Annotated in this window: 14 protein-coding genes; 11 read left to right on the top strand and 3 right to left on the bottom strand. The window is 71.6% G+C overall.

Annotated elements, in window-relative coordinates; genetic code table 11:
* Positions 1–3 precede the first annotated feature (3 nt).
* From STRNI_RS12220 to STRNI_RS12200, 5 genes are all read left to right on the top strand, one after another.
* Entirely contained in the window at positions 4–1,623 is a 1,620-nt protein-coding gene (locus STRNI_RS12220) for an ABC-F family ATP-binding cassette domain-containing protein (protein WP_274738450.1), read from the top strand.
* Positions 1,624–1,883: 260 nt separating this feature from the next.
* Positions 1,884–2,543: a histidine phosphatase family protein gene (locus STRNI_RS12215; RefSeq protein WP_026170220.1), complete on the top strand. Its 660-nt coding sequence runs from the start codon at positions 1,884–1,886 to the stop codon at positions 2,541–2,543.
* 11 nt (positions 2,544–2,554) lie between these two features.
* Positions 2,555–3,466, top strand: coding sequence for an ADP-ribosylglycohydrolase family protein (locus STRNI_RS12210; protein WP_159485813.1), 912 nt, complete (start codon positions 2,555–2,557; stop codon positions 3,464–3,466).
* A gap of 308 nt (positions 3,467–3,774) precedes the next feature.
* A complete protein-coding gene (locus tag STRNI_RS12205; RefSeq protein ID WP_026170219.1) occupies positions 3,775–4,476 on the top strand; it encodes a ribonuclease HII in 702 nt (233 codons plus the stop codon).
* A 66-nt stretch (positions 4,477–4,542) separates the two neighbouring features.
* Complete coding sequence (locus STRNI_RS12200; protein WP_093641352.1) at positions 4,543–5,193, top strand: hypothetical protein; 651 nt, start codon at positions 4,543–4,545, stop codon at positions 5,191–5,193.
* A gap of 159 nt (positions 5,194–5,352) precedes the next feature.
* Here the strand turns inward: STRNI_RS12200 and STRNI_RS12195 are convergent, their stop codons facing one another.
* Entirely contained in the window at positions 5,353–6,060 is a 708-nt protein-coding gene (locus tag STRNI_RS12195; RefSeq protein ID WP_277411265.1) for a hypothetical protein, read from the bottom strand.
* A gap of 217 nt (positions 6,061–6,277) precedes the next feature.
* On the bottom strand, positions 6,278–8,443 hold the full coding sequence (locus tag STRNI_RS12190) for a RecQ family ATP-dependent DNA helicase (protein WP_159485809.1): 2,166 nt from the start codon (positions 8,441–8,443) through the stop codon (positions 6,278–6,280).
* 125 nt (positions 8,444–8,568) lie between these two features.
* Between STRNI_RS12190 and STRNI_RS12185 the strand changes: the two genes are divergently transcribed.
* The 6 genes from STRNI_RS12185 (at position 8,569) to STRNI_RS12160 (ending at position 17,958) form a co-directional block, all read left to right on the top strand.
* A complete protein-coding gene (locus tag STRNI_RS12185) occupies positions 8,569–10,200 on the top strand; it encodes a DUF4192 domain-containing protein (protein WP_277411264.1) in 1,632 nt (543 codons plus the stop codon).
* 215 nt (positions 10,201–10,415) lie between these two features.
* Positions 10,416–12,419: a glycogen debranching N-terminal domain-containing protein gene (locus STRNI_RS12180; protein ID WP_277411263.1), complete on the top strand. Its 2,004-nt coding sequence runs from the start codon at positions 10,416–10,418 to the stop codon at positions 12,417–12,419.
* A gap of 48 nt (positions 12,420–12,467) precedes the next feature.
* Positions 12,468–13,232, top strand: coding sequence for an NUDIX hydrolase (locus STRNI_RS12175; protein ID WP_026170217.1), 765 nt, complete (start codon positions 12,468–12,470; stop codon positions 13,230–13,232).
* 824 nt (positions 13,233–14,056) lie between these two features.
* Complete coding sequence (locus STRNI_RS12170; RefSeq protein WP_037743267.1) at positions 14,057–15,058, top strand: FadR/GntR family transcriptional regulator; 1,002 nt, start codon at positions 14,057–14,059, stop codon at positions 15,056–15,058.
* 403 nt (positions 15,059–15,461) lie between these two features.
* Entirely contained in the window at positions 15,462–17,015 is a 1,554-nt protein-coding gene (locus tag STRNI_RS12165) for an RNA polymerase sigma factor (RefSeq protein ID WP_266446002.1), read from the top strand.
* A gap of 136 nt (positions 17,016–17,151) precedes the next feature.
* Positions 17,152–17,958: a serine protease gene (locus STRNI_RS12160; protein ID WP_159485803.1), complete on the top strand. Its 807-nt coding sequence runs from the start codon at positions 17,152–17,154 to the stop codon at positions 17,956–17,958.
* A 123-nt stretch (positions 17,959–18,081) separates the two neighbouring features.
* Here the strand turns inward: STRNI_RS12160 and STRNI_RS12155 are convergent, their stop codons facing one another.
* Complete coding sequence (locus STRNI_RS12155) at positions 18,082–18,312, bottom strand: DUF7455 domain-containing protein (RefSeq protein WP_006602664.1); 231 nt, start codon at positions 18,310–18,312, stop codon at positions 18,082–18,084.
* Positions 18,313–18,547 lie beyond the last annotated feature (235 nt).

The following is an 18,547-nucleotide window of genomic DNA, read 5'->3' as shown; positions in this document are numbered from 1 at the left end:
TGATTGCCCACTCAGATTTCCTTGCACGACATCACCAAGTCCTACGGCGACCGCCTGCTGCTCGACGGCGTCTCCCTGTCGATACGCCCCGGCGAGCGCATCGGGATCGTGGGGGAGAACGGCGCCGGGAAGTCGACGCTGCTGCGCATCCTCGCAGGCGCCGAGCGGCCCGACGAAGGCCAGGTGGTCCTCCGGGCCGACGGCGGCGTCGGCCACCTCGGTCAGACCCCTGACCTGCCGCCGGACCGCACCGTCCAGGACGCGATCGACGCCGCTCTGGCGGACCTCAGGGAGATGGAGCGCCGGCTCCGGTCGCTGGAGAGCGGGCTCGACCGGGCCACTCCCGCCGGTCTGGAGGAGTACGGCGATCTGCTCACCGTCTTGGAGCTGCGCGGCGGATACGAAGCCGATGCCCGCGTCGACCGGGCACTGCACGCCCTGGGCCTGGCGCGGCTGGGCCACGACCGGCGGCTCGGCAGCCTCTCCGGAGGCGAGCAGGCCCGGCTGGGGATTGCCTGCCTGATCGCCGCGGCACCCGAGATCATGCTCCTCGACGAGCCCACCAACCACCTCGACGCCACCGCCCTCGACTGGCTGGAAGGCGCCCTGCTCGCCCACCGGGGCACGGTCCTCACCGTCTCGCACGACCGGCTCTTCCTCCAGCGCATCGCCACCGCCCTCGTCGAGGTCGACGCCGACCGCCGGGGCCTGGTCCGCTACGGCGGCGGATACGGCACCTTCATCGCGGCCAAGGACGCTGCCCGCCGTCGCTGGGAGCAGGACCATGCCCGGTGGTGCGAACAGATCGCACAGCTCACCGACTTCGCCGAGGGCGCGGCACGGAGCGTCGCCCAGGGCCGGCCCATGAAGGACGGCAACAAGATGGCGTACGACCGGGACAAGGGCCGCGTCCAGGCATCCGTGTCCAGCCGGGTGCGCAACGCCCAGGAGCGGCTGCGCCGGCTCCGGGAGAATCCCGTCCCCAGGCCGCCCGATCCGCTCCGGTTCCGTGCCGCGCCGGACGTCGGCGAGGCCGAGGGCACCCTCGTGCGGCTCGACGGCGTGCGGGTGGAGGACCGGCTCGCGGTGGACTCCCTCGCCGTCGCCGCCGGTGAACGCCTGCTGATCCACGGTGCCAACGGCGCCGGTAAAACCACTCTGCTCCGTGTCCTGGCGGGGCTCACCACACCGGACCGCGGCACGGTGCTGCGCCGAGGGAGGATCGGCTTCCTCGCGCAGGAAATACCGGTCTCCCGTCCCGCCGAGCCGCTGCTCTCGGTGTTCCGCCGAGGGCTGGCCGGAGACGTGGAGGAGCTCACCGCCCTGCTGTTGTCGTTCGGCCTGTTCCGCGAGTGCGACCTCCATGTGCCCGTCGGGGCGCTCTCCGCGGGTCAGCGACGCCGGCTCGCGCTGGCCCGGCTGCTGGCCCGCCCGGCGGACCTGCTGCTGCTCGATGAACCGACCAACCACCTGGCGCTCGGCCTCGTCGAAGAACTCGAAGCCGCGCTGTCGGCATGGCCCGGCGCCCTGGTCGTCGTCTCCCACGACCGTCTGCTGCGGCGACGCTTCGGCGGCCGTTCCTACGAGATACGCGACGGCCGCCCGGTCCTGTCAGCCCACTGACCGGCGCTCATCGGCCGGTAGCACTTCTACGGCCCGGCGTGGCATCCAGCGGGCCGCTTCCCCCGGGCGTCGAGCCACCACAGGGGCTGGCCAGGGATACCCGACAGCGACGGACCCACGGCCGTGCCCCTGGCATCCGCACCGCACAAACGCGCAGAAACACGCAGAAGGAGACGGGAAGGGCAACGGACGGATGTGCGACAGAGCTGCGACCGCGACAGCGTGCGACATGTACAAGGCACCCGATCTAGGCTGGCGGCATGGCTCGGCCCCGACGCATCGTTCTCATCCGCCATGGAGAGTCGGAGGGGAATGTCGACGACACCGTGTACGAGCGGGAACCCGATCATGCGCTCGCTCTGACCAGGGCCGGGCTGCGGCAGGCGGCGGACGCCGGCGGCGCGGTACGCGAGATGTTCGGCGACGAGCGGGTCTCCGCCTATGTCTCGCCCTACCGCCGCACCCACCAGACCTTCCGCGAACTCCGCCTCGACCCGGCCAGGGTCCGGGTGCGCGAGGAACCCCGGCTGCGCGAGCAGGACTGGGGCAACTGGCAGGACCGCGAGGACGTACGACGACAGAAGGCCTACCGCGACGCCTACGGCCACTTCTTCTACCGCTTCGCCCAGGGGGAGTCCGGAGCCGACGTCTACGACCGGGTCGGGGCGTTCCTGGAGAGCCTGTGGCGCAGTTTCGAGGACCCCCAGCACCCGCCGAACGTCCTGATCGTCACGCACGGGCTCACCATGCGGCTGTTCTGTATGCGCTGGTTCCACTGGACGGTGGCCGACTTCGAGTCGCTGTCCAACCCCGGCAACGCGGAATGGCGCACCCTGCTGCTCGGCCCGGACGGCCGCTACACCCTCGACCGGCCCTTCGAGCGCTGGTGTGAACCCGTGCCTTATGGGGCCACCGGTTAGAGTGCACACCGATGACCCTCGACCACCGTGACGCAGACCGCTGTGAGCGGGCTCTGGCGAGCCTGCGCGGACTGTCCGTGGGTGATGCCCTCGGATCTCAGTTCTTCGTCCCCGCGAACTACCCCTCCCTCAAGCGCCGTGAGCTGCCTCCCGCCCCCTGGCAGTGGACCGACGACACCGAGATGGCCTGCTCCGTCCTGACCGTCCTCACCACCCACGGACGGATCGACCAGGACGCCCTGGCCCGCTCCTTCGCCGACCACCACGACTTCGACCGTGGCTACGGGCCGGCCGTCAACCGCATGCTGCGGCTGATCCGCGAGGGCGGCGACTGGCGTGAGCTGGCGTCCGGGCTCTTCAACGGCCAGGGCTCGTGGGGCAACGGAGCCGCGATGCGTATCGCTCCCCTCGGCGCCTGGTACGCCGACGACCCCGAGCAGGCCACCCACCAGGCAGAGATCTCCGCCTACACCACCCACCAGCACCGCGAGGCCGTCGTCGGCGCCATGGCCGTCGCCGCCGCGGCCGCCCTGGTGGCCGACCCGACCCGCGACACCGGCCCCGAGAAGCTGCTCGACGGGGTGCTGGAGCTGATCCCGCGCAGCGCCGTACAGGCCGGGCTGCGCCGCGCTCGCGACATGCTCGACTACGCCGACTCCGGCACCGTCGCCGCTGTCCTGGGCTGCGGACGACGCACCAGCGCCCACGACACCGTGCCCTTCGCCCTGTGGGCCGCCGCGCAGCATCTCGGCAACTACGAGCAGGCGTTCTGGACCACGGTGCAGGCGGGCGGTGACGTCGACACCACCTGCGCCATCGTCGGTGGCATCGTCGCCGCCGCCGGACACGCCGGTGCCCCGCCCGAGGCGTGGCTGGACGGCACCGAGCCCCTCCCGTCGTGGTCCCCGGCCCTCGCCGACTGATCACCGCCGTACCGCTCGACCCTTTGCTCTCCTCACCTGTCGCGAGCCGATCGTCCGCGCCCGCTTCCGTGCGCTCCGATGCCCTCCAACAGGCGGCGCCGACCGGTGAGTTCGGCTCCGTGCGGGGGTGCGTGAGTCAACGGAACGGCGGCGTCCGGTACCGGCCCTGGCCCACCCGCGCCCGCTTCGGGATACCCGCCGGTAGCGGCACCGTCCGGTCCCGCTCACACGGTCGCCGCCGCCGTTTGCCGCCAGGTCCGGATCCGATGCGGACGGCTGGGCCGAATAGGCGTAACCTGGCTGGCGCCATGCCGTACGAGCCCCCCACACATTCCGTCGAGCGATCATTGCGCGCCACGACGGGCGCCAAGATCGTTGTAGGTATCGACGAGGTCGGACGCGGAGCGTGGGCCGGTCCGGTCAGCGTCTGCGCAGCCATCACCGGTCTGCGCCGGCCGCCCGACGGACTCACCGATTCCAAGCTGCTGACCCCCAAGCGCCGCACCGAACTGTGCGAGGTGCTCGGCGAGTGGGTCACGTCGTATGCCCTGGGGCACTCCTCACCGGAGGAGATCGACGAGCTGGGCATGACCGCTGCCCTGCGGCTCGCGGCCGTACGCGCCCTGGAGGCGCTGCCGGTCCGGCCGGACGCGATCATCCTCGACGGCAAGCACGACTACCTGGGCGCGCCATGGCGGGTCCGCACGGTCATCAAGGGCGACCAGTCCTGTATCGCGGTTGCCGCCGCGTCCGTGATCGCCAAGGTGCGACGCGACGCGATGATGACCGAACTGGGCCTGGCATACGCCGACTTCGACTTTGCGGCCAACGCCGGTTACCCCTCGCCGACCCATCGCATCGCCCTGGAGGAGTACGGTCCTACGCCGCACCACCGAGTGTCGTGGTCCTACATGGACGCCCTGCCCCGGTGGCGGCATCTGAAGAAGGTGCGCATCACCCCCGAAGCAGCCGCTCTGGAAGCCGGTGGCCAACTCGGCTTCGACTTCTGAGCGGTGTGGACATGAATTCGGTACCCGATGACATGTTCCGCACTTACGTTTGATAGACATCCCTTTATGCCTCTCATCCCCGAGGAGCCTCAGATTCACGAGAGTGTCCCGGGTCCCCGCGCAACTCCGGCCGCCGGCCGTACCGCGCCGACCCCCCGTCCCGTTCCTGGTCCCGGTCCCCGCCCCGCGCCTCCGCGCGGCGCTCCCGCGTCCAGTGTCCGTCCGGGCAAGCCCGGACCTGCTGCCCCGCCGCGTGGGCCTGTCGCCGCTCCGCCGGCGCAGCGCACCAACTCCCCGCAGCCGCCTGCCGGTGAGCCCGGCACCGCTGCGGGAGCGCAGCTCCAGCTGATCCCGGCCCCCGCCGACGGCGCCGTCGACGCCGCCGACGAGGCCGTCGACCTGCTGCTGGACTCCGGGCGTGCGCCGGGCGAAATCCTGGTGCTGACCACCGGCGAAACCCATCCGTGGGCCGCGCATGAACTGTCCTTCGGTGAGGCGTCCTACTGGGCCCAACACAACGCCGCGGACGATGTGTTCTACGCGGACGCCGCGGCCGAGCGCGCCACCGGCCGGCCCGTCGTGGTCGTCGCCGTCAACGGTGGTTCGGACGAGGTCACCGCCAAGGCGCTGCCCGCGGCGATGGCCCGTGCCGGAACGTTGCTGGTCGTCTGCGGTGACCCGCAGCGGATCAACGCCGTGCTCGGCGCCAACGCCTGACCGCTGCCGGTTCGCAACAGCCCGTCGGCCCTGGAGGCCGTCGGGCTCGCTGCGCTCCCCACGGGCGAGGCCCGGACACCGGACGGTACGGCGGTGCCGGGCAGGCGGCCTGCTCTCCCGCCGCATGCGGGAACGGGCAAGCCCACCCGCTCGGTCCGCTCAGCGCGCTGCCGTGTGCCGATGGGCTTCCGGGGCGCCGCCGCCGGTGCGCCGCGGCACCGACCGGCTCTGCACCGGAATGTTCATGGCCGCGCGCGGTGTCTCCGGACGTGCTGCCGTCGTGCGCCGCATCTCCGTGCGCCGCACCCCCGAGGGGCCCGGTTGTCCGAGCGGCTCGTCCGTCGCGGAAGGCCTGGGGCGGCGCCCGCCCCGGCCCTCTCCCAGTACCTGCCAGCGGTCCGGGGTCAGCGTGATGTACGCCCCGCAGCGCAGCCCGTGCAGGGTGCAGGCGTCACGCAGCCCCCACATCCACGCCCCGTCCGTCTCCGTCCAACGGGACTCGCCCTCACGGCAGTAGAGCAGTACGGCGGTGCGCACCGGGGCACGCAGCCGCAGGTCGTGCGGGATGACCCGGCGCAGATGCGCCAGCAGCACATTGCGGAACTCCCAGCCGTCGGGAGCGGCCGCGAGCTCGGTGAACGAAGCGCTGGCCGTCACCCGCTCCTGAGGATCGAGCACCGCGACGATGGCCGTCGATGGTTTCGGGCGATGACGATCGTGCAGGCCGGCGACGACCTCACGGGGGTTGCGCAGCAACGGGATGCCGGCCGAGGCCCATTCTGCGGGCTCCAGCATCCGTCCCAGTCGGGCGGAATCGGCGGACGCGGGCGGGGACATATGCGGGGGCGAGGCGAAGCCGAAGGTCACGTTCCTCCCTTCGTCTACGCGTCCGCATATCAGGCGGGGGCGGGGCGCGGGTACGCACCACGACATGGCCCTGCCTGACCACGGACGGCCGGTAAGGGGAAGCAACTCCAATTCTCGCGGTCGCACACCCATGCGGCAACGAGCAATTCCCGCCCATGACCGGAATCGCCGCAACTATCCCAAATATCCCCGCTCGCCGCCGCGGGGCGTACCGCGCTCAGCCCTGTACGGCGAGGACCAGCGGAAACACCCCCTCTGCTCCCGCCCGGCGCAGCAGCCGGGCGGCCACCGCCAGGGTCCAGCCGGTGTCGGCGTAGTCGTCCACCAACAGCACCGGGCCACCTGCCGCGGTCAGAGCCTGCGCCAGCTCGGGCGGCACGCCCAGCGAACCGTGCAGGGCCCGCAGCCGCTGGGCGCTGTTGCTGCGCGGAATCCTGCCGTCGGCACCGTCGTCGGACGAGGACACCGTGCCCAGGAACGGCATCCGGCCGACCGCGGCGATCCGCTCGGCCAGCGACCGGATCAGCTGCGGACGGCTGCTCGACGAGAGCGCGACGACGCCCACCGGGCGGGCCGGTGCCTCTGCCGCCCCCGAGGCCCAACCACCGGGCCCCTTGGCCCAGTCGGCGAGAACTGTGACCACCGCGTTCGCCACATCGTCGGGGACCGGGCCGTCCGGAGCCTGCGGGGCGAGCATCGGACGCAGCCGGTTGCCCCACCCGATGTCGGAGAGCCGCCCCAGGGCGCGGCCGGTCGCGGCCAGCTCGCCCGCCGGGATCCGACCCTTGAGATCGACACCGACGGCCGGCAGCCCCGTCGGCCACATCCGCCGCGGCTCGACCTCCACGCCCGGCCGCCCCAGCTCACCGCGCGCCGCGTCCAGCGAGGCGGCGGACACCTCGGTGGTGAACCGTGCCCCGGCACAGTTGTCGCAGCGGCCGCACGCCACAGCCGCTTCGTCGTCCAACTGCCGCCGCAGGAACTCCATCCGGCAGCCCGTCGTGGTGGCGTACTCGCGCATCGCCTGCTGTTCGGCCTCGCGCTGGCGTGACACCCACGCATAGCGCTCGGCGTCGTACGCCCATGGCCGGCCGGTGGACGTCCAGCCCCCCTTGACGCGCTGCACGGCGCCATCCACATCGAGGACCTTGAGCATGATCTCCAGGCGCGAGCGGCGCAGTTCGACCTGGGGCTCCAGGGCCGGCAGCGACACCGGCCGGCCGGCGGCCGCCAGGACGTCCAGGGTCCGCCGCACCTGCTCCTCGGGCGGGAACGCCAGCGAAGCGAAGTACTTCCAGATCGCCTCGTCCTCCCGCCCGGGCAGCAGCAGCACCTCGGCGTGCTTGACGCCACGGCCGGCCCGGCCCACCTGCTGGTAGTACGCGATGGGCGACGACGGCGAGCCCAGATGCACCACGAACCCCAGGTCGGGCTTGTCGAAGCCCATGCCCAGCGCCGAGGTCGCCACCAGCGCCTTGACCCGGTTGGCGAGCAGATCCTCCTCGGCCTGCTGGCGGTCCGCGTTCTCCGTCTTGCCGGTGTACGAGGAGACCGTGTGACCCCGATGCCGGAGGAACGCCGTGACCTCCTCGGCGGCGGCGACGGTGAGTGTGTAGATGATCCCCGAGCCCGGCAGCTCGTGCAGATGGTCCGCGAGCCAGGCGAGCCGGTGCGCGGCATCCGGCAGCGGAAGCACACCCAGGCTCAGGCTCTCCCGGTCCAGCGGCCCGCGCAGGACCAGCGCCTCGGTGGAGCCCTCGCCCGTCCCGAGCTGTTCGGCGACATCGGCGGTCACCCGCGCGTTGGCCGTCGCGGTGGTGGCGAGCACCGGCACACCGGGCGGGAGATCGGCGAGCATCGTGCGCAGCCGTCGGTAGTCCGGCCGGAAATCATGGCCCCAGTCGGAGATGCAATGTGCCTCGTCGACCACCAGCAGACCCGTCGCAGCGGCGAGCTTGGGCAGCACCTGATCGCGGAAATCGGGGTTGTTGAGCCGCTCGGGACTCACCAGCAGGACATCCACGTCACCGGCCGCCACCTCGGCCTGGACGGTGTCCCACTCCTCGGTGTTGGCGGAGTTGATCGTGCGCGCGCGGATCCCGGCCCGCGCGGCCGCCTCGACCTGATTACGCATCAGGGCGAGCAGCGGGGAGACGATCACGGTCGGTCCGCTGCCGCGCTCGCGCAGCAGCGCCGTCGCGACGAAATAGACCGCGGACTTGCCCCAGCCCGTGCGCTGCACGACCAGGGCACGGCGGTGGTCGGCGACCAGGGCCTCGATCGCGCGCCACTGATCCTCACGCAGGCTGACCTCGCCGCCGGGATCCCCGACGAGGCGGGTCAGGACGGCATCGGCTGCGGCACGCAGATCTTCGTTGCTCATGCCCCCATGCAACCCGATGCCACTGACATCGCGCGAACCCCCGCCCGAACCTGTGGATAACCTCGTCGCCCGCGAGTTATCCACAGGGGTCGCGGCGCAGCGGCCGGCCGCGGGATCTTCGAGCCATGAATCCGCACAGCGAACCGAGCAAGCGCAGCGACGACAGCAAGCCCGCCGCCACCTCCTCCGACTCGTCCACCCCGAACCCCTCGAACTCTCCCCGCCCGCCCAAGCCGTCGCCCCCGGCCAACCCGCCGAGCGCCGCCAGGCCCTCCCCGCGCATCGCACCTACTGGTGCCACTGACCCCAACAGCACCGCAGAACCGGCCGGCCCGCCCGGCCCCGCGGACGCCACCAACCCTTCCGCCCTCTCCCACCCCGCCTACATCGCCGGCTCCCCGACCCCGTCCGACCCCTCCCACTCCACCGCCCCCACCGATGCGGCCACCGGACCGTCCGCCGATGCCCAGGTCACCCTGCGCAGTCCGGCCGAGCTCGCCGACGCCCTGCCGTATCTTTTGGGCTTCTATCCGGACGACAGCGTGGTTCTGGTCGCGCTGCACGGCGAGCGCGGACGCTTCGGCGGCCGGGTCAGGCTCGGCATCCCCACCGACCGCGCACACTGGCCGGACGTTGCCGACCAGCTCGCCGACTGTCTGATCTCGGCAGGTCAGGAGCGTGACGAACGGCCCGCGGCGATCATCGTCTACCTCTGTCAGGAGCCCGGGGCGGGCGAGAGCGGCAAGGACGTCAAGGACCGGCTCCGCCCGCTCGCCCAGCGGCTGCGTACCGCCTGCGGTGCGCTCGACGTACCGGTCCTGGAAGCCCTCTGCCTCTCCAACGGCCGCTTCTGGTCCTACTGCTGCCCCGACTTCCGCTGCTGCCCCGCCGAGGGCACACCCCTGGTCATGCCCGGCACATCCGTCATGGCCGCGGCCGCCGCATACGCGGGAATGCAGGTGCGCGGCTCCCTCAAGGAGATGGAGGCGAGGCTGAGGCCCCGCACCGGCCCGAGGGCCGCCGAACAGGAAAAGGTGCTGGACACGGCAGCCGGCGCGCTGGTGCCGCGCATGCTCCGGCGGGACGGTGCGGCGGCCGTCCGCCGGGACACCGTCGAGCTGGCCGGCGCCATGATCCACCGGTTCCGTCAGGACACCCCCTCGGGCAGTAACCGGGCCAGGGACGCCTGCGACGACGCGCTGATCACCGACGCCGAGGCCGCCGACCTGATTCTCGGCCTCCAGGACCGGGTCACCCGTGACCGGGCGGCGGAGTGGATGGACGGCTCCGCCGCCGCGCCGGCCCTCCGGCTCTGGCGTGCCCTCGCCCGTCGCTGCGCCGGCGGCTATGCCGAACACGCGGTGGCACCACTCACCCTCGCCGGCTGGGTGTGCTGGTCCACCGAGGACGGGCCCTCGGCGCGCGTCGCCCTCAGCTGCGCCTTGGCCATCGACCCCGACTACACCTTCGCCCAGCTGCTGCACCGCGCCATCAACGAAGGCCTCGATCCGGAGCCGCTGCGCCGCTGCCTGCGCGAGCAGCACCGAGAGGCGGTGGCCGCCACCGAGGCGCCCACGCCTTCCGCCGCTCCGGCCGCCGAGGAGACGCCGCGGCCCACGAAACGCCCCGGGCCGGCCCGCCCCGGCCCCGCCGGCCGTCCCCGGGGACCGCGCGGCACCACGGGCCCGGGCTCCCGTACGACCGACGGGCGCAGCAGGCGCAGGGCCGGCCGGGACGGCGACCGGAGCCGACGGTGACCGGGCCGCTTCTGCGCGGCCGGCGTGACCTGGGCGCCGGTCGGAGCGTTCACCCGAGTGGCGTAATCCGTAGGGAGTCCCGACCTCACCAGGGAGCACAGCGCGTGCCAGGCATCGTCCCCACTGCTCAGCCGGCGCACCGGCTGCCCGGAGCGCGGCGCACGGCACCGCCCCGGGCCCCACAACCGCAACCCGTCCACTCCTCACTCATCTGTGTGGCCCTCCCGTCCCTCGCCGTCTCCCCGGTGTCGGGGCAGCTGACCGGCCAGGGCATGGACGGCTTCTACCGCGATGGCCGGCGGGTCCTGTCCCGCTGCGAACTGCTGGTCGCGGGCGAGGAACCGCTCGTCGTCCAGGGCCGGTTGGCCGGAGCGGACCGTGCCCGGTTCATCGGGACGATCCGCAGGATCGGCGAGCGCGGGCCGGATCCGGAGATCCACGTGGAGAGGGTGCGGTCCGCCGACGGCACCGAGCAGATCACCTTCCGCAGCAGTGCCACCCGGCCCGTCCGGCTTCCGGTCGAGATCCGGCTGGGCACGGATCTCGCGGAGCTCGGTGCCGTCGCCGTCGGCCTCCCGGGCCCCGGCCTGCGGGCCGCCGTACACGGCTCCGGACTCCGCTGGTCCACACCCGGTGTGCACGCGGTGGTGTCCGCGACGCCCGGTCCCGCGGATGTGCTGGCATCGGCGGGCCTGCTGCGCTGGGAGCTGGATCTGCCGCCGGGTGCCCGCCGGACCATCGAACTGCGCGCCGGACTGGAACACGACAAGGGCGGACCGGGCGGGACTACAGGGCACCACCGGCGCCCCGGTACCGCCCGCATCCCCGGTCCGCGCACCGGGCCGGTCGCCCCGCGGGCGCGCAGCGACCGGCCGCCGCGTCCGTGGACGGCGGCCCGGGTGGAGTGCGACGACCCTCGGGCCGACGCACTCATGGCGGGCAGCCTCGACGATCTCCACGGCCTGGTGATGCGCGACCCGGCGGCCACCGCGGACCTGTATGTCGCCGGCGGATTCCCCTGGCGCTGCGGCCTCGCACCGGTCGAGGCGCTGTGGGCGGCCCGGATGCTGCTTCCCCTGGGCACCCGGCTCGCCGCGGGCACGCTGCGCGCGCTCGCCCGTGGTCAACAAGCCGCACCAGGGGCGGATTTCGGCCGAATCCCCGGGCCGCTCAGGGATGCCGGACCACACGCCCCACCCAGCTGCACCGGCATCGAGGCCACCCTTCTGTTCCCCGCCGTTCTCGCGGAGGCCCGTCGCTGGGGTCTGCCCGAACGAGAGACGGAGAGGCTGCTCCCCGCCGCGGAGCGCTGTCTGCGATGGCTGAGGATCGTCACCGACCCACCGGGCGGCGGCTCCGGAGGCTACGTCCCCGACCCGGCTCCTGGCGGCCCGTACCGCTGCGAGACCCAGGCCCATGCCCACCGTGCCGCCCTCCTGGGCGCCGATCTCCTCGATGCCTGCGGATCCTCCGACGCGGCGGCGCTACGGGACTGGGCCGACGACCTGCGCACCCGGTTCCGCAGGGACTTCTGGCTGGAGGACTGCGCAGGCGGCCGCCCCGCCGCCCTGCTCACCGCGGACGGGCGACCTGTTCCACACCTCGCTTCCACGACCGTCTCGCTGCTCGACACCGGCCTGCTCGGCGGCGGCGCTCTGGCCCCCGGCCTGCTGGATACGGCACAGACCGACCAACTGGCCGGACTGCTGGGCAGCCCGGCCATGGACTCCGGATGGGGCCTGCGCGGACTGGGCGCCAAGGAGAGCGGCTACAACCCGTTCGGGCACCGCAGCGGCGCGGTCCGTGTCCACGAAACGGCGATCGCCGCCGTCGGGCTGGCCGCGGCCGGCCATGAGCGGACAGCCGGCGCCCTGACCAGAAGGGTTCTCGACGCCGCGGAGAGCTTCGGGTACCGCCTCCCCGAGATGTACGCGGGGGAGCAGCGCACCGCCGGCGGTGCCCCCGTGCCGCATCCGGCGGCCTGCCGCCCCGCAGCCGTGGCGGCGGCCGGCGCGGTGCACATACTGGTCGCGCTCGCCGGCCTGCGCCCCGATGTTCCCGCCAGGACAGTGTCCGTGCGCCCGCCCGCCACGGCCCCGCTCGGCGCACTGCAGCTGACTGGCCTGAGCGTCGCGGAGCAGCCGTTCGCCGTACGGATCAGCAGACTCGGTATGGGGGTGGTGGAGACGGCGGCGGACGGTCTGCAGCTGGGCTCGTGAGGTGCTTCGGGCCTGTTTATCGTCAGGCGGACGACTATGATCACGCCCATGCCTCCCTACGACCCGTCGGCCTTCCCGCCCTTCGCTGTCACCGTCGACCTGGTCGTGCTCACCGTGCGCCGCCACGCCCTGTGCGCGCTGGCCGTGCGCCGCGGTGAGCCGCCGTTCCAGGGCCGTTGGGCCCTGCCCGGTGGATTCGTCCGGGCCGATGAGGATCTCGAGGGCGCGGCCGCCCGGGAGCTTGCCGAGGAGACCGGCCTGCACCCCCAGTCCCCGGCGGGCTCGTCGCCCGTCTACGGCGCACACCTCGAGCAGCTCGCCACGTACGGCGACCCCAAGCGGGACCCCCGGATGCGGGTGGTCAGCGTCGCGCACCTGGTCCTCGCCCCCGACCTGCCCGCTCCCAAGGCCGGCGGCGACGCACACAGCGCACGCTGGGCACCGGTCGAGACCCTCCTGGAGCAGGACGACATCCACACCCGGGAGGGCGAGCTGGCGGCCCCGCTCGCCTTCGACCACGCCCGGATCCTCGGCGACGGCGTGGAGCGCGCCCGCTCGAAGATTGAATACTCCTCGCTGGCCACGGCCTTCTGCCCGCCCGAGTTCACCGTCGGCGAGCTGCGCCGGGTGTACGAGGCGGTCTGGGGCGTCGCCCTCGACCCCCGCAACTTCCACCGCAAGGTGACCGGTACCCCCGGGTTTCTGGTTCCCACCGGCGGCACGACGACGCGTCAGGGTGGCCGCCCCGCACAACTGTTCAGAGCCGGTGGGGCGACGCTGCTCAACCCGCCGATGCTGCGCCCTGAGGTCTGAGGCCGGGGTGCGGCTCCAGGCACTGTGGGGCCGAAGTTCACCCGCGGTGACACGACGAACCGTCAAATTGGAACAATTGCGAGACAATAGGACATATTGCGGTACCTTGGCCGGGTGAGTCCTCTCGTGTCCCCCACAGCTCCCGACCGGCCTCACGCCCCACGAGGGGTGCGATGCCTCGCACTGCCGAGCCGCCCGGCGATCCCCATGGCTTGCGGCCGGCTGCCGGCCGCGCGCCCGGTCGTCCAACGCCGCTCGACCGGGGCGCCACCTCTCTGGCGCCCGGCCCGTGCGAACTGCGTCCGACGACCCTGACGCGTCGCCCCGCTCGCCCCTGCTTCCTGCTCACCCGCCCTCGGCCCCGACGTCCCCCTTGGGTGGTCTGCGTCGCCGGTGCCATCGAGTGGCCTTTTCGTGGCGTCAGTTGGGCACGCTGCCGACCGGCTGGGCCCCACCGCGAGTGCGGGGTATCGGCGTATTCCGTTCCCCCGTAATGGGATTGCCTGTGGCGCCTCTCATAACGCCCCTCCTGGGGTCGTCCTGCCGTTCAGGGGTCGCGTCAAGAGTCCGTTCGGAATCGACCAAGGTGCCTCTGTTCGTGATGCGACTCACGCGCCAACCCGTGTGCGGTGCAACGGTGTTGTCGTCGACCGGTCTGGTCTGCGGCGATGTCTCCGCGGTGCCGGGTGGCTTCAGCTGCTGATCGGGAAATGCATATGTTTTGGCGTCCTGTTGTTGTGGCTGCTGTCCACAACTCGCCTGGGAGAGCGCATTTCTTTCCGATAAAGCGTCAATTCGGGGATGGGGGGCGATCACCCTTTCGTGTGCTTTTCACCAAAGACCTCAAGGGTGTTCAGGGTGTCGCCGACAAAAGATGCGTGAGTACCCTTGCGCACACCATGATGACCGCGGCTCGCCCCGGCGACACCGGCCTCGCAGGCCCGGGCGAGCTCGACCGCTACCCCTACGCCAATGCGGCCAACGCCGCGAACGCCAACAACGCAGCCGGCCAGGACCGTGCCGAGCGGGTTTCGCAGGTCTGGGACGGCTCCGAAGCAGACATCGGCCGGGTCGGCCGTCGCGCGGCCGGCAGTCGCGGCCGCGGCCTGCACGGCCAACTCGTCCAGCAGCTCGGCCAGATGATCGTCTCCGGCGATCTCGGCGCCGACCGCCCGCTCGTCCCCGAGGAGATCGGCCAGCGCTTCGAGGTCTCCCGCACCGTCGTCCGCGAGTCGCTGCGAGTCCTCGAGGCCAAGGGCCTCGTCAGCGCCCGCCCGAACGTGGGCACCCGAGTGCGCCCGGTCAGCGACTGGAACCTCCTCGACCCCGACATCATCGAATGGCGGGCCTACGGGCCACAGCGCGACGACCAGCGCCGTGAGCTGTGTGAGCTGCGCTGGACGATCGAGCCCCTCGCCGCCCGGCTCGCCGCCGGCCACGGCCGTGAGGACATCCAGCAGCGGCTGGCGGACATGGTCGAGATCATGGGCCACTCCGCGGCCCAGGGCGACACCATGACCTTCTCCCGCGCCGACGCCGAGTTCCACTCGCTGCTGCTGCAGCTCGCCGGCAACCGCATGCTCGAGCACCTCTCGGGCATCGTCTCCGCCGCCCTGCACGTCTCCGGTGGCCCCGGTGGCGGCTGCGAGCGACCGGTCGAGACGTCCGTGGGCCAGCACATGCGGGTCGTCGACGCCATCGGATCCGGCGACGCCACGGCGGCCGAATCCGCGATGCGGCAGCTCCTCGCCGCCCACGGCGAGGCCGTTGGCCAGGGCTCCGGGACGCCCGTGGACCACGTCGTCCCCGCGCCCCGCGAGCACTGAAGGCCGTACCCGACCGCGTACGGACTGTAGGCGCCGCGCGTCCCCCGTGCCCTGCACACCCCTCCGGGCAGGGCACGCCGTACGCGGCGATGGCGCACGAGATCGCCGGATCCGGGTCGTCGACCGGATCCGGCGAGAGACCTTGGGAGGGTTGCATGTCATATGACTGGGAATGGGTCGTTATGGGGTGTGACTCGGGCCACGCAGATTGGGCGTAACGCTCTTCAGGGAAGCGCGATGACTTAAGAGGTGATAGCCGAGGAGGGAATACGAGCGGCGTTCGTGACGCTGTTCAACTCCCCGGTTGCCCCTGCGCCGTCGGTCCATCCCCACCGGCGGTCGTCGGCTCCGATCCACACAGGACGGGGTCGGAAGCCGTTTCCATCGTTCCGAGAGGTTGTTCGTGTCGGCCAGCACATCCCGTACGCTCCCGCCGGAGATCGCCGAGTCCGAGTCTGTGATGGCGCTCATCGAGCGGGGAAAGGCAGATGGGCAGATCGCCGGCGATGACGTGCGTCGGGCCTTCGAGGCTGACCAGATTCCGCCAACCCAGTGGAAGAACGTTCTGCGCAGCCTCAACCAAATCCTCGACGAGGAGGGTGTGACGCTGATGGTCAGTGCCGCAGAGGCGCCCAAGCGCACCCGCAAGAGCGTCGCAGCGAAGAGTCCGGCGAAGCGCACCGCCACCAAGACCGTCGCGGCGAAGGCCGCCACGGTCAAGAAGACCACCGCAGCCGCGGCGCCCGCCCCCGTGGCGGACCCGTCGGCCGGTGAGTCCGAGTCCGCGCCTGCGAAGAAGGCTGCGGCGAAGAAGGCGACCGCCAAGAAGACGGTCGCGAAGAAGACCACGGCCAAGAAGGCCACCGCGAAGAAGACGACGTCCAAGAAGGACGTCGACGAGCTGCTCGACGACGACGTGACCGAGGAGACCCCGGCGCCCGGTAAGGGCGAGGCACCCGAGGCCGCCGAGGGCGCGGAGAACGCCGGCTTCGTCCTGTCCGACGATGACGAGGACGACGCCCCTGCGCAGCAGGTCGCCGCGGCCGGCGCCACCGCCGACCCGGTCAAGGACTACCTCAAGCAGATCGGCAAGGTCCCGCTCCTCAACGCCGAGCAGGAGGTCGAGCTCGCCAAGCGCATCGAGGCGGGCCTGTTCGCCGAGGACAAGCTGGCGAACTCCGACAAGCTCGCCCCGAAGCTCAAGCGCGAGCTCGAGATCATCGCTGAGGACGGCCGCCGGGCGAAGAACCACCTCCTGGAGGCCAACCTCCGTCTGGTCGTCTCCCTGGCCAAGCGGTACACGGGCCGCGGCATGCTCTTCCTGGACCTGATCCAGGAGGGCAACCTCGGTCTGATCCGTGCGGTCGAGAAGTTCGACTACACCAAGGGCTACAAGTTCTCGACCTACGCGACGTGGTGGATCCGCCAGGCCATCACCCGCGCCATGGCCGACCAGGCCCGTACGATCCGTATCCCCGTCCACATGGTCGAGGTCATCAACAAGCTCGCGCGCGTCCAGCGCCAGATGCTCCAGGACCTGGGCCGTGAGCCCACCCCGGAGGAGCTGGCCAAGGAGCTCGACATGACCCCTGAAAAGGTCATCGAGGTCCAGAAGTACGGCCGTGAGCCGATCTCGCTGCACACCCCGCTGGGCGAGGACGGCGACAGCGAGTTCGGTGACCTCATCGAGGACTCCGAGGCGGTCGTCCCGGCCGACGCGGTCAGCTTCACGCTTCTGCAGGAGCAGCTGCACTCGGTGCTGGACACCCTCTCCGAGCGTGAGGCCGGCGTCGTGTCCATGCGCTTCGGACTCACCGACGGCCAGCCCAAGACGCTGGACGAGATCGGCAAGGTCTACGGCGTCACGCGTGAGCGGATCCGCCAGATCGAGTCGAAGACGATGTCGAAGCTGCGTCACCCGTCGCGCTCCCAGGTGCTGCGCGACTACCTCGACTAGTCCCACCCGTCCGGACGGCATCACGAGCCCGGTCCCTCCTAGTCGGAGGGGCCGGGCTCGCGCCCGTCCGGGTGCGAGGGGCGGCCGATTGGGTCACTCTGGGTATGCGCGTACTGCCTCAGAGTCAGGAGTCCGAATGCGTTTCGTCCCCGCTGCCCTCGGAGCCCTTGCGCTGGCCCTCGCGCTGCCGACGCCGGCGGCCGCGGACGAGTCGGTGATCGGTGGAAAGCCCGCACCGCTGTCGCACAGTCCTTGGGCGGTGGCGCTGGCTTCCCATGAGCGTTTCGGGGCCCAGCGCTCGGGACAGTTCTGCGGCGGCGTACTCGTCGGGCATTCGACGGTGGTGACGGCGGCGCACTGCCTGAGCAAGGAGGTGCTGGGCGTCCCCTGGCGCCAGGTGCGGGACCTGAGGATCGTCGTCGGACGCGACAACCTTGCCGGCGGCGGCGGGCAGGAGCTCAAGCCTGCGAAGATCTGGGTCAACCCGCGCTACAACAGTTGGACGAACGACGGAGACATGGCTGTCCTCACGCTCGACAAGCCGCTCCCGAACCGGCCCATCCCGATGGCTGGACGACATGACAGCGCCTACCGGCCGGGCAATGCGGCCACCGTGTACGGGTGGGGCGACACCACAGGCGGGGGCAGCTATGCGTCACGCCTGCGTGCGGCGCACGTCAATGTGCTGCGTGATGCGGTCTGTGCGCGGGCCTATCCGGGCAGTGCCGACGGCAAATACAGGGCGCAATCGATGCTGTGCGCGGGGGAGCCGGCCGGCGGCCGGGATGCCTGTCAGGGCGACAGTGGCGGGCCGCTCGTCGTGCACGGGCGGCTGGTGGGCCTGGTGTCGTGGGGGACCGGCTGCGGTCAGGCGGGCAGTCCGGGGGTCTATACGCGCGCCTCAGCACTGCTCCCGGCCGTGTCCGCACACGGGGCCGGCTGAGCGGCGCGAGGAGCTGTCGGGCGTGTGTGAGCGTACGAGTGCGGGCGGTCTCCCCGGTGGTGCCGGGGAGACCGCCCGCGATACGGCGCTGGGCCGCTGCTCGCTCGTCGTGGATGCGAAGTGTCAGCGTTCCTCTTCGGACGCGGACGCCGGAGAAGCGGTCAGCCGCTCCGTCTCGTCCTGTATTTCCGCGGCGATCTTCTTGAGTTCTGGCTCGAACTTGCGACCGTGGTGGGCGCAGAAGAGCAGTTCTCCGCCGGACATCAGGACGACGCGCAGGTATGCCTGGGCGCCGCAGCGGTCGCAGCGGTCAGCGGCCGTCAGCGGGCTCGCGGGTGTCAGAACAGTAGTCACGTCGCCTCTTCTCTAGCTCGACGAGCTGTCGTACCAGGGTCAACATCCAACCAGGCCGAAAACGTTCCCGCTCGTGCCTTTTCCTCGAAAAAATTCTTCGAGGGGGCCGGGTGCTGCCGGGTGGCGGCGAATGAGCCGTATTGCTTGGTGGTCTGATTCACGTTGGTTGTTGGTCTGTCCTCCCGGCCGGCTTGCCGGTTGTTGATGAGGACGTGCCCGGAGCCTAAATGGTTCA

This window comes from Streptomyces nigrescens, assembly GCF_027626975.1.
GTDB classification, from domain to species: Bacteria; Actinomycetota; Actinomycetes; order Streptomycetales; family Streptomycetaceae; genus Streptomyces; species Streptomyces nigrescens.
The sequence above is the reverse complement of the archived record's forward strand: the minus strand, read 5'-3'. Positions and strand labels throughout refer to the sequence as shown.

What these genes read in the sequence shown, in the direction of transcription:
- STRNI_RS12215 (WP_026170220.1), top strand. Translation starts at nt 1,884, where the DNA reads ATGGCTCGGCCCCGACGCATCGTTCTCATCCGCCATGGAGAGTCGGAG.
- STRNI_RS12210 (WP_159485813.1), top strand. Translation starts at nt 2,555, where the DNA reads ATGACCCTCGACCACCGTGACGCAGACCGCTGTGAGCGGGCTCTGGCG.
- STRNI_RS12205 (WP_026170219.1), top strand. Translation starts at nt 3,775, where the DNA reads ATGCCGTACGAGCCCCCCACACATTCCGTCGAGCGATCATTGCGCGCC.
- STRNI_RS12200 (WP_093641352.1), top strand. Translation starts at nt 4,543, where the DNA reads ATGCCTCTCATCCCCGAGGAGCCTCAGATTCACGAGAGTGTCCCGGGT.
- STRNI_RS12190 (WP_159485809.1), bottom strand. Translation starts at nt 8,443, where the DNA reads ATGAGCAACGAAGATCTGCGTGCCGCAGCCGATGCCGTCCTGACCCGC.
- STRNI_RS12185 (WP_277411264.1), top strand. Translation starts at nt 8,569, where the DNA reads ATGAATCCGCACAGCGAACCGAGCAAGCGCAGCGACGACAGCAAGCCC.
- STRNI_RS12175 (WP_026170217.1), top strand. Translation starts at nt 12,468, where the DNA reads ATGCCTCCCTACGACCCGTCGGCCTTCCCGCCCTTCGCTGTCACCGTC.
- STRNI_RS12160 (WP_159485803.1), top strand. Translation starts at nt 17,152, where the DNA reads ATGCGTTTCGTCCCCGCTGCCCTCGGAGCCCTTGCGCTGGCCCTCGCG.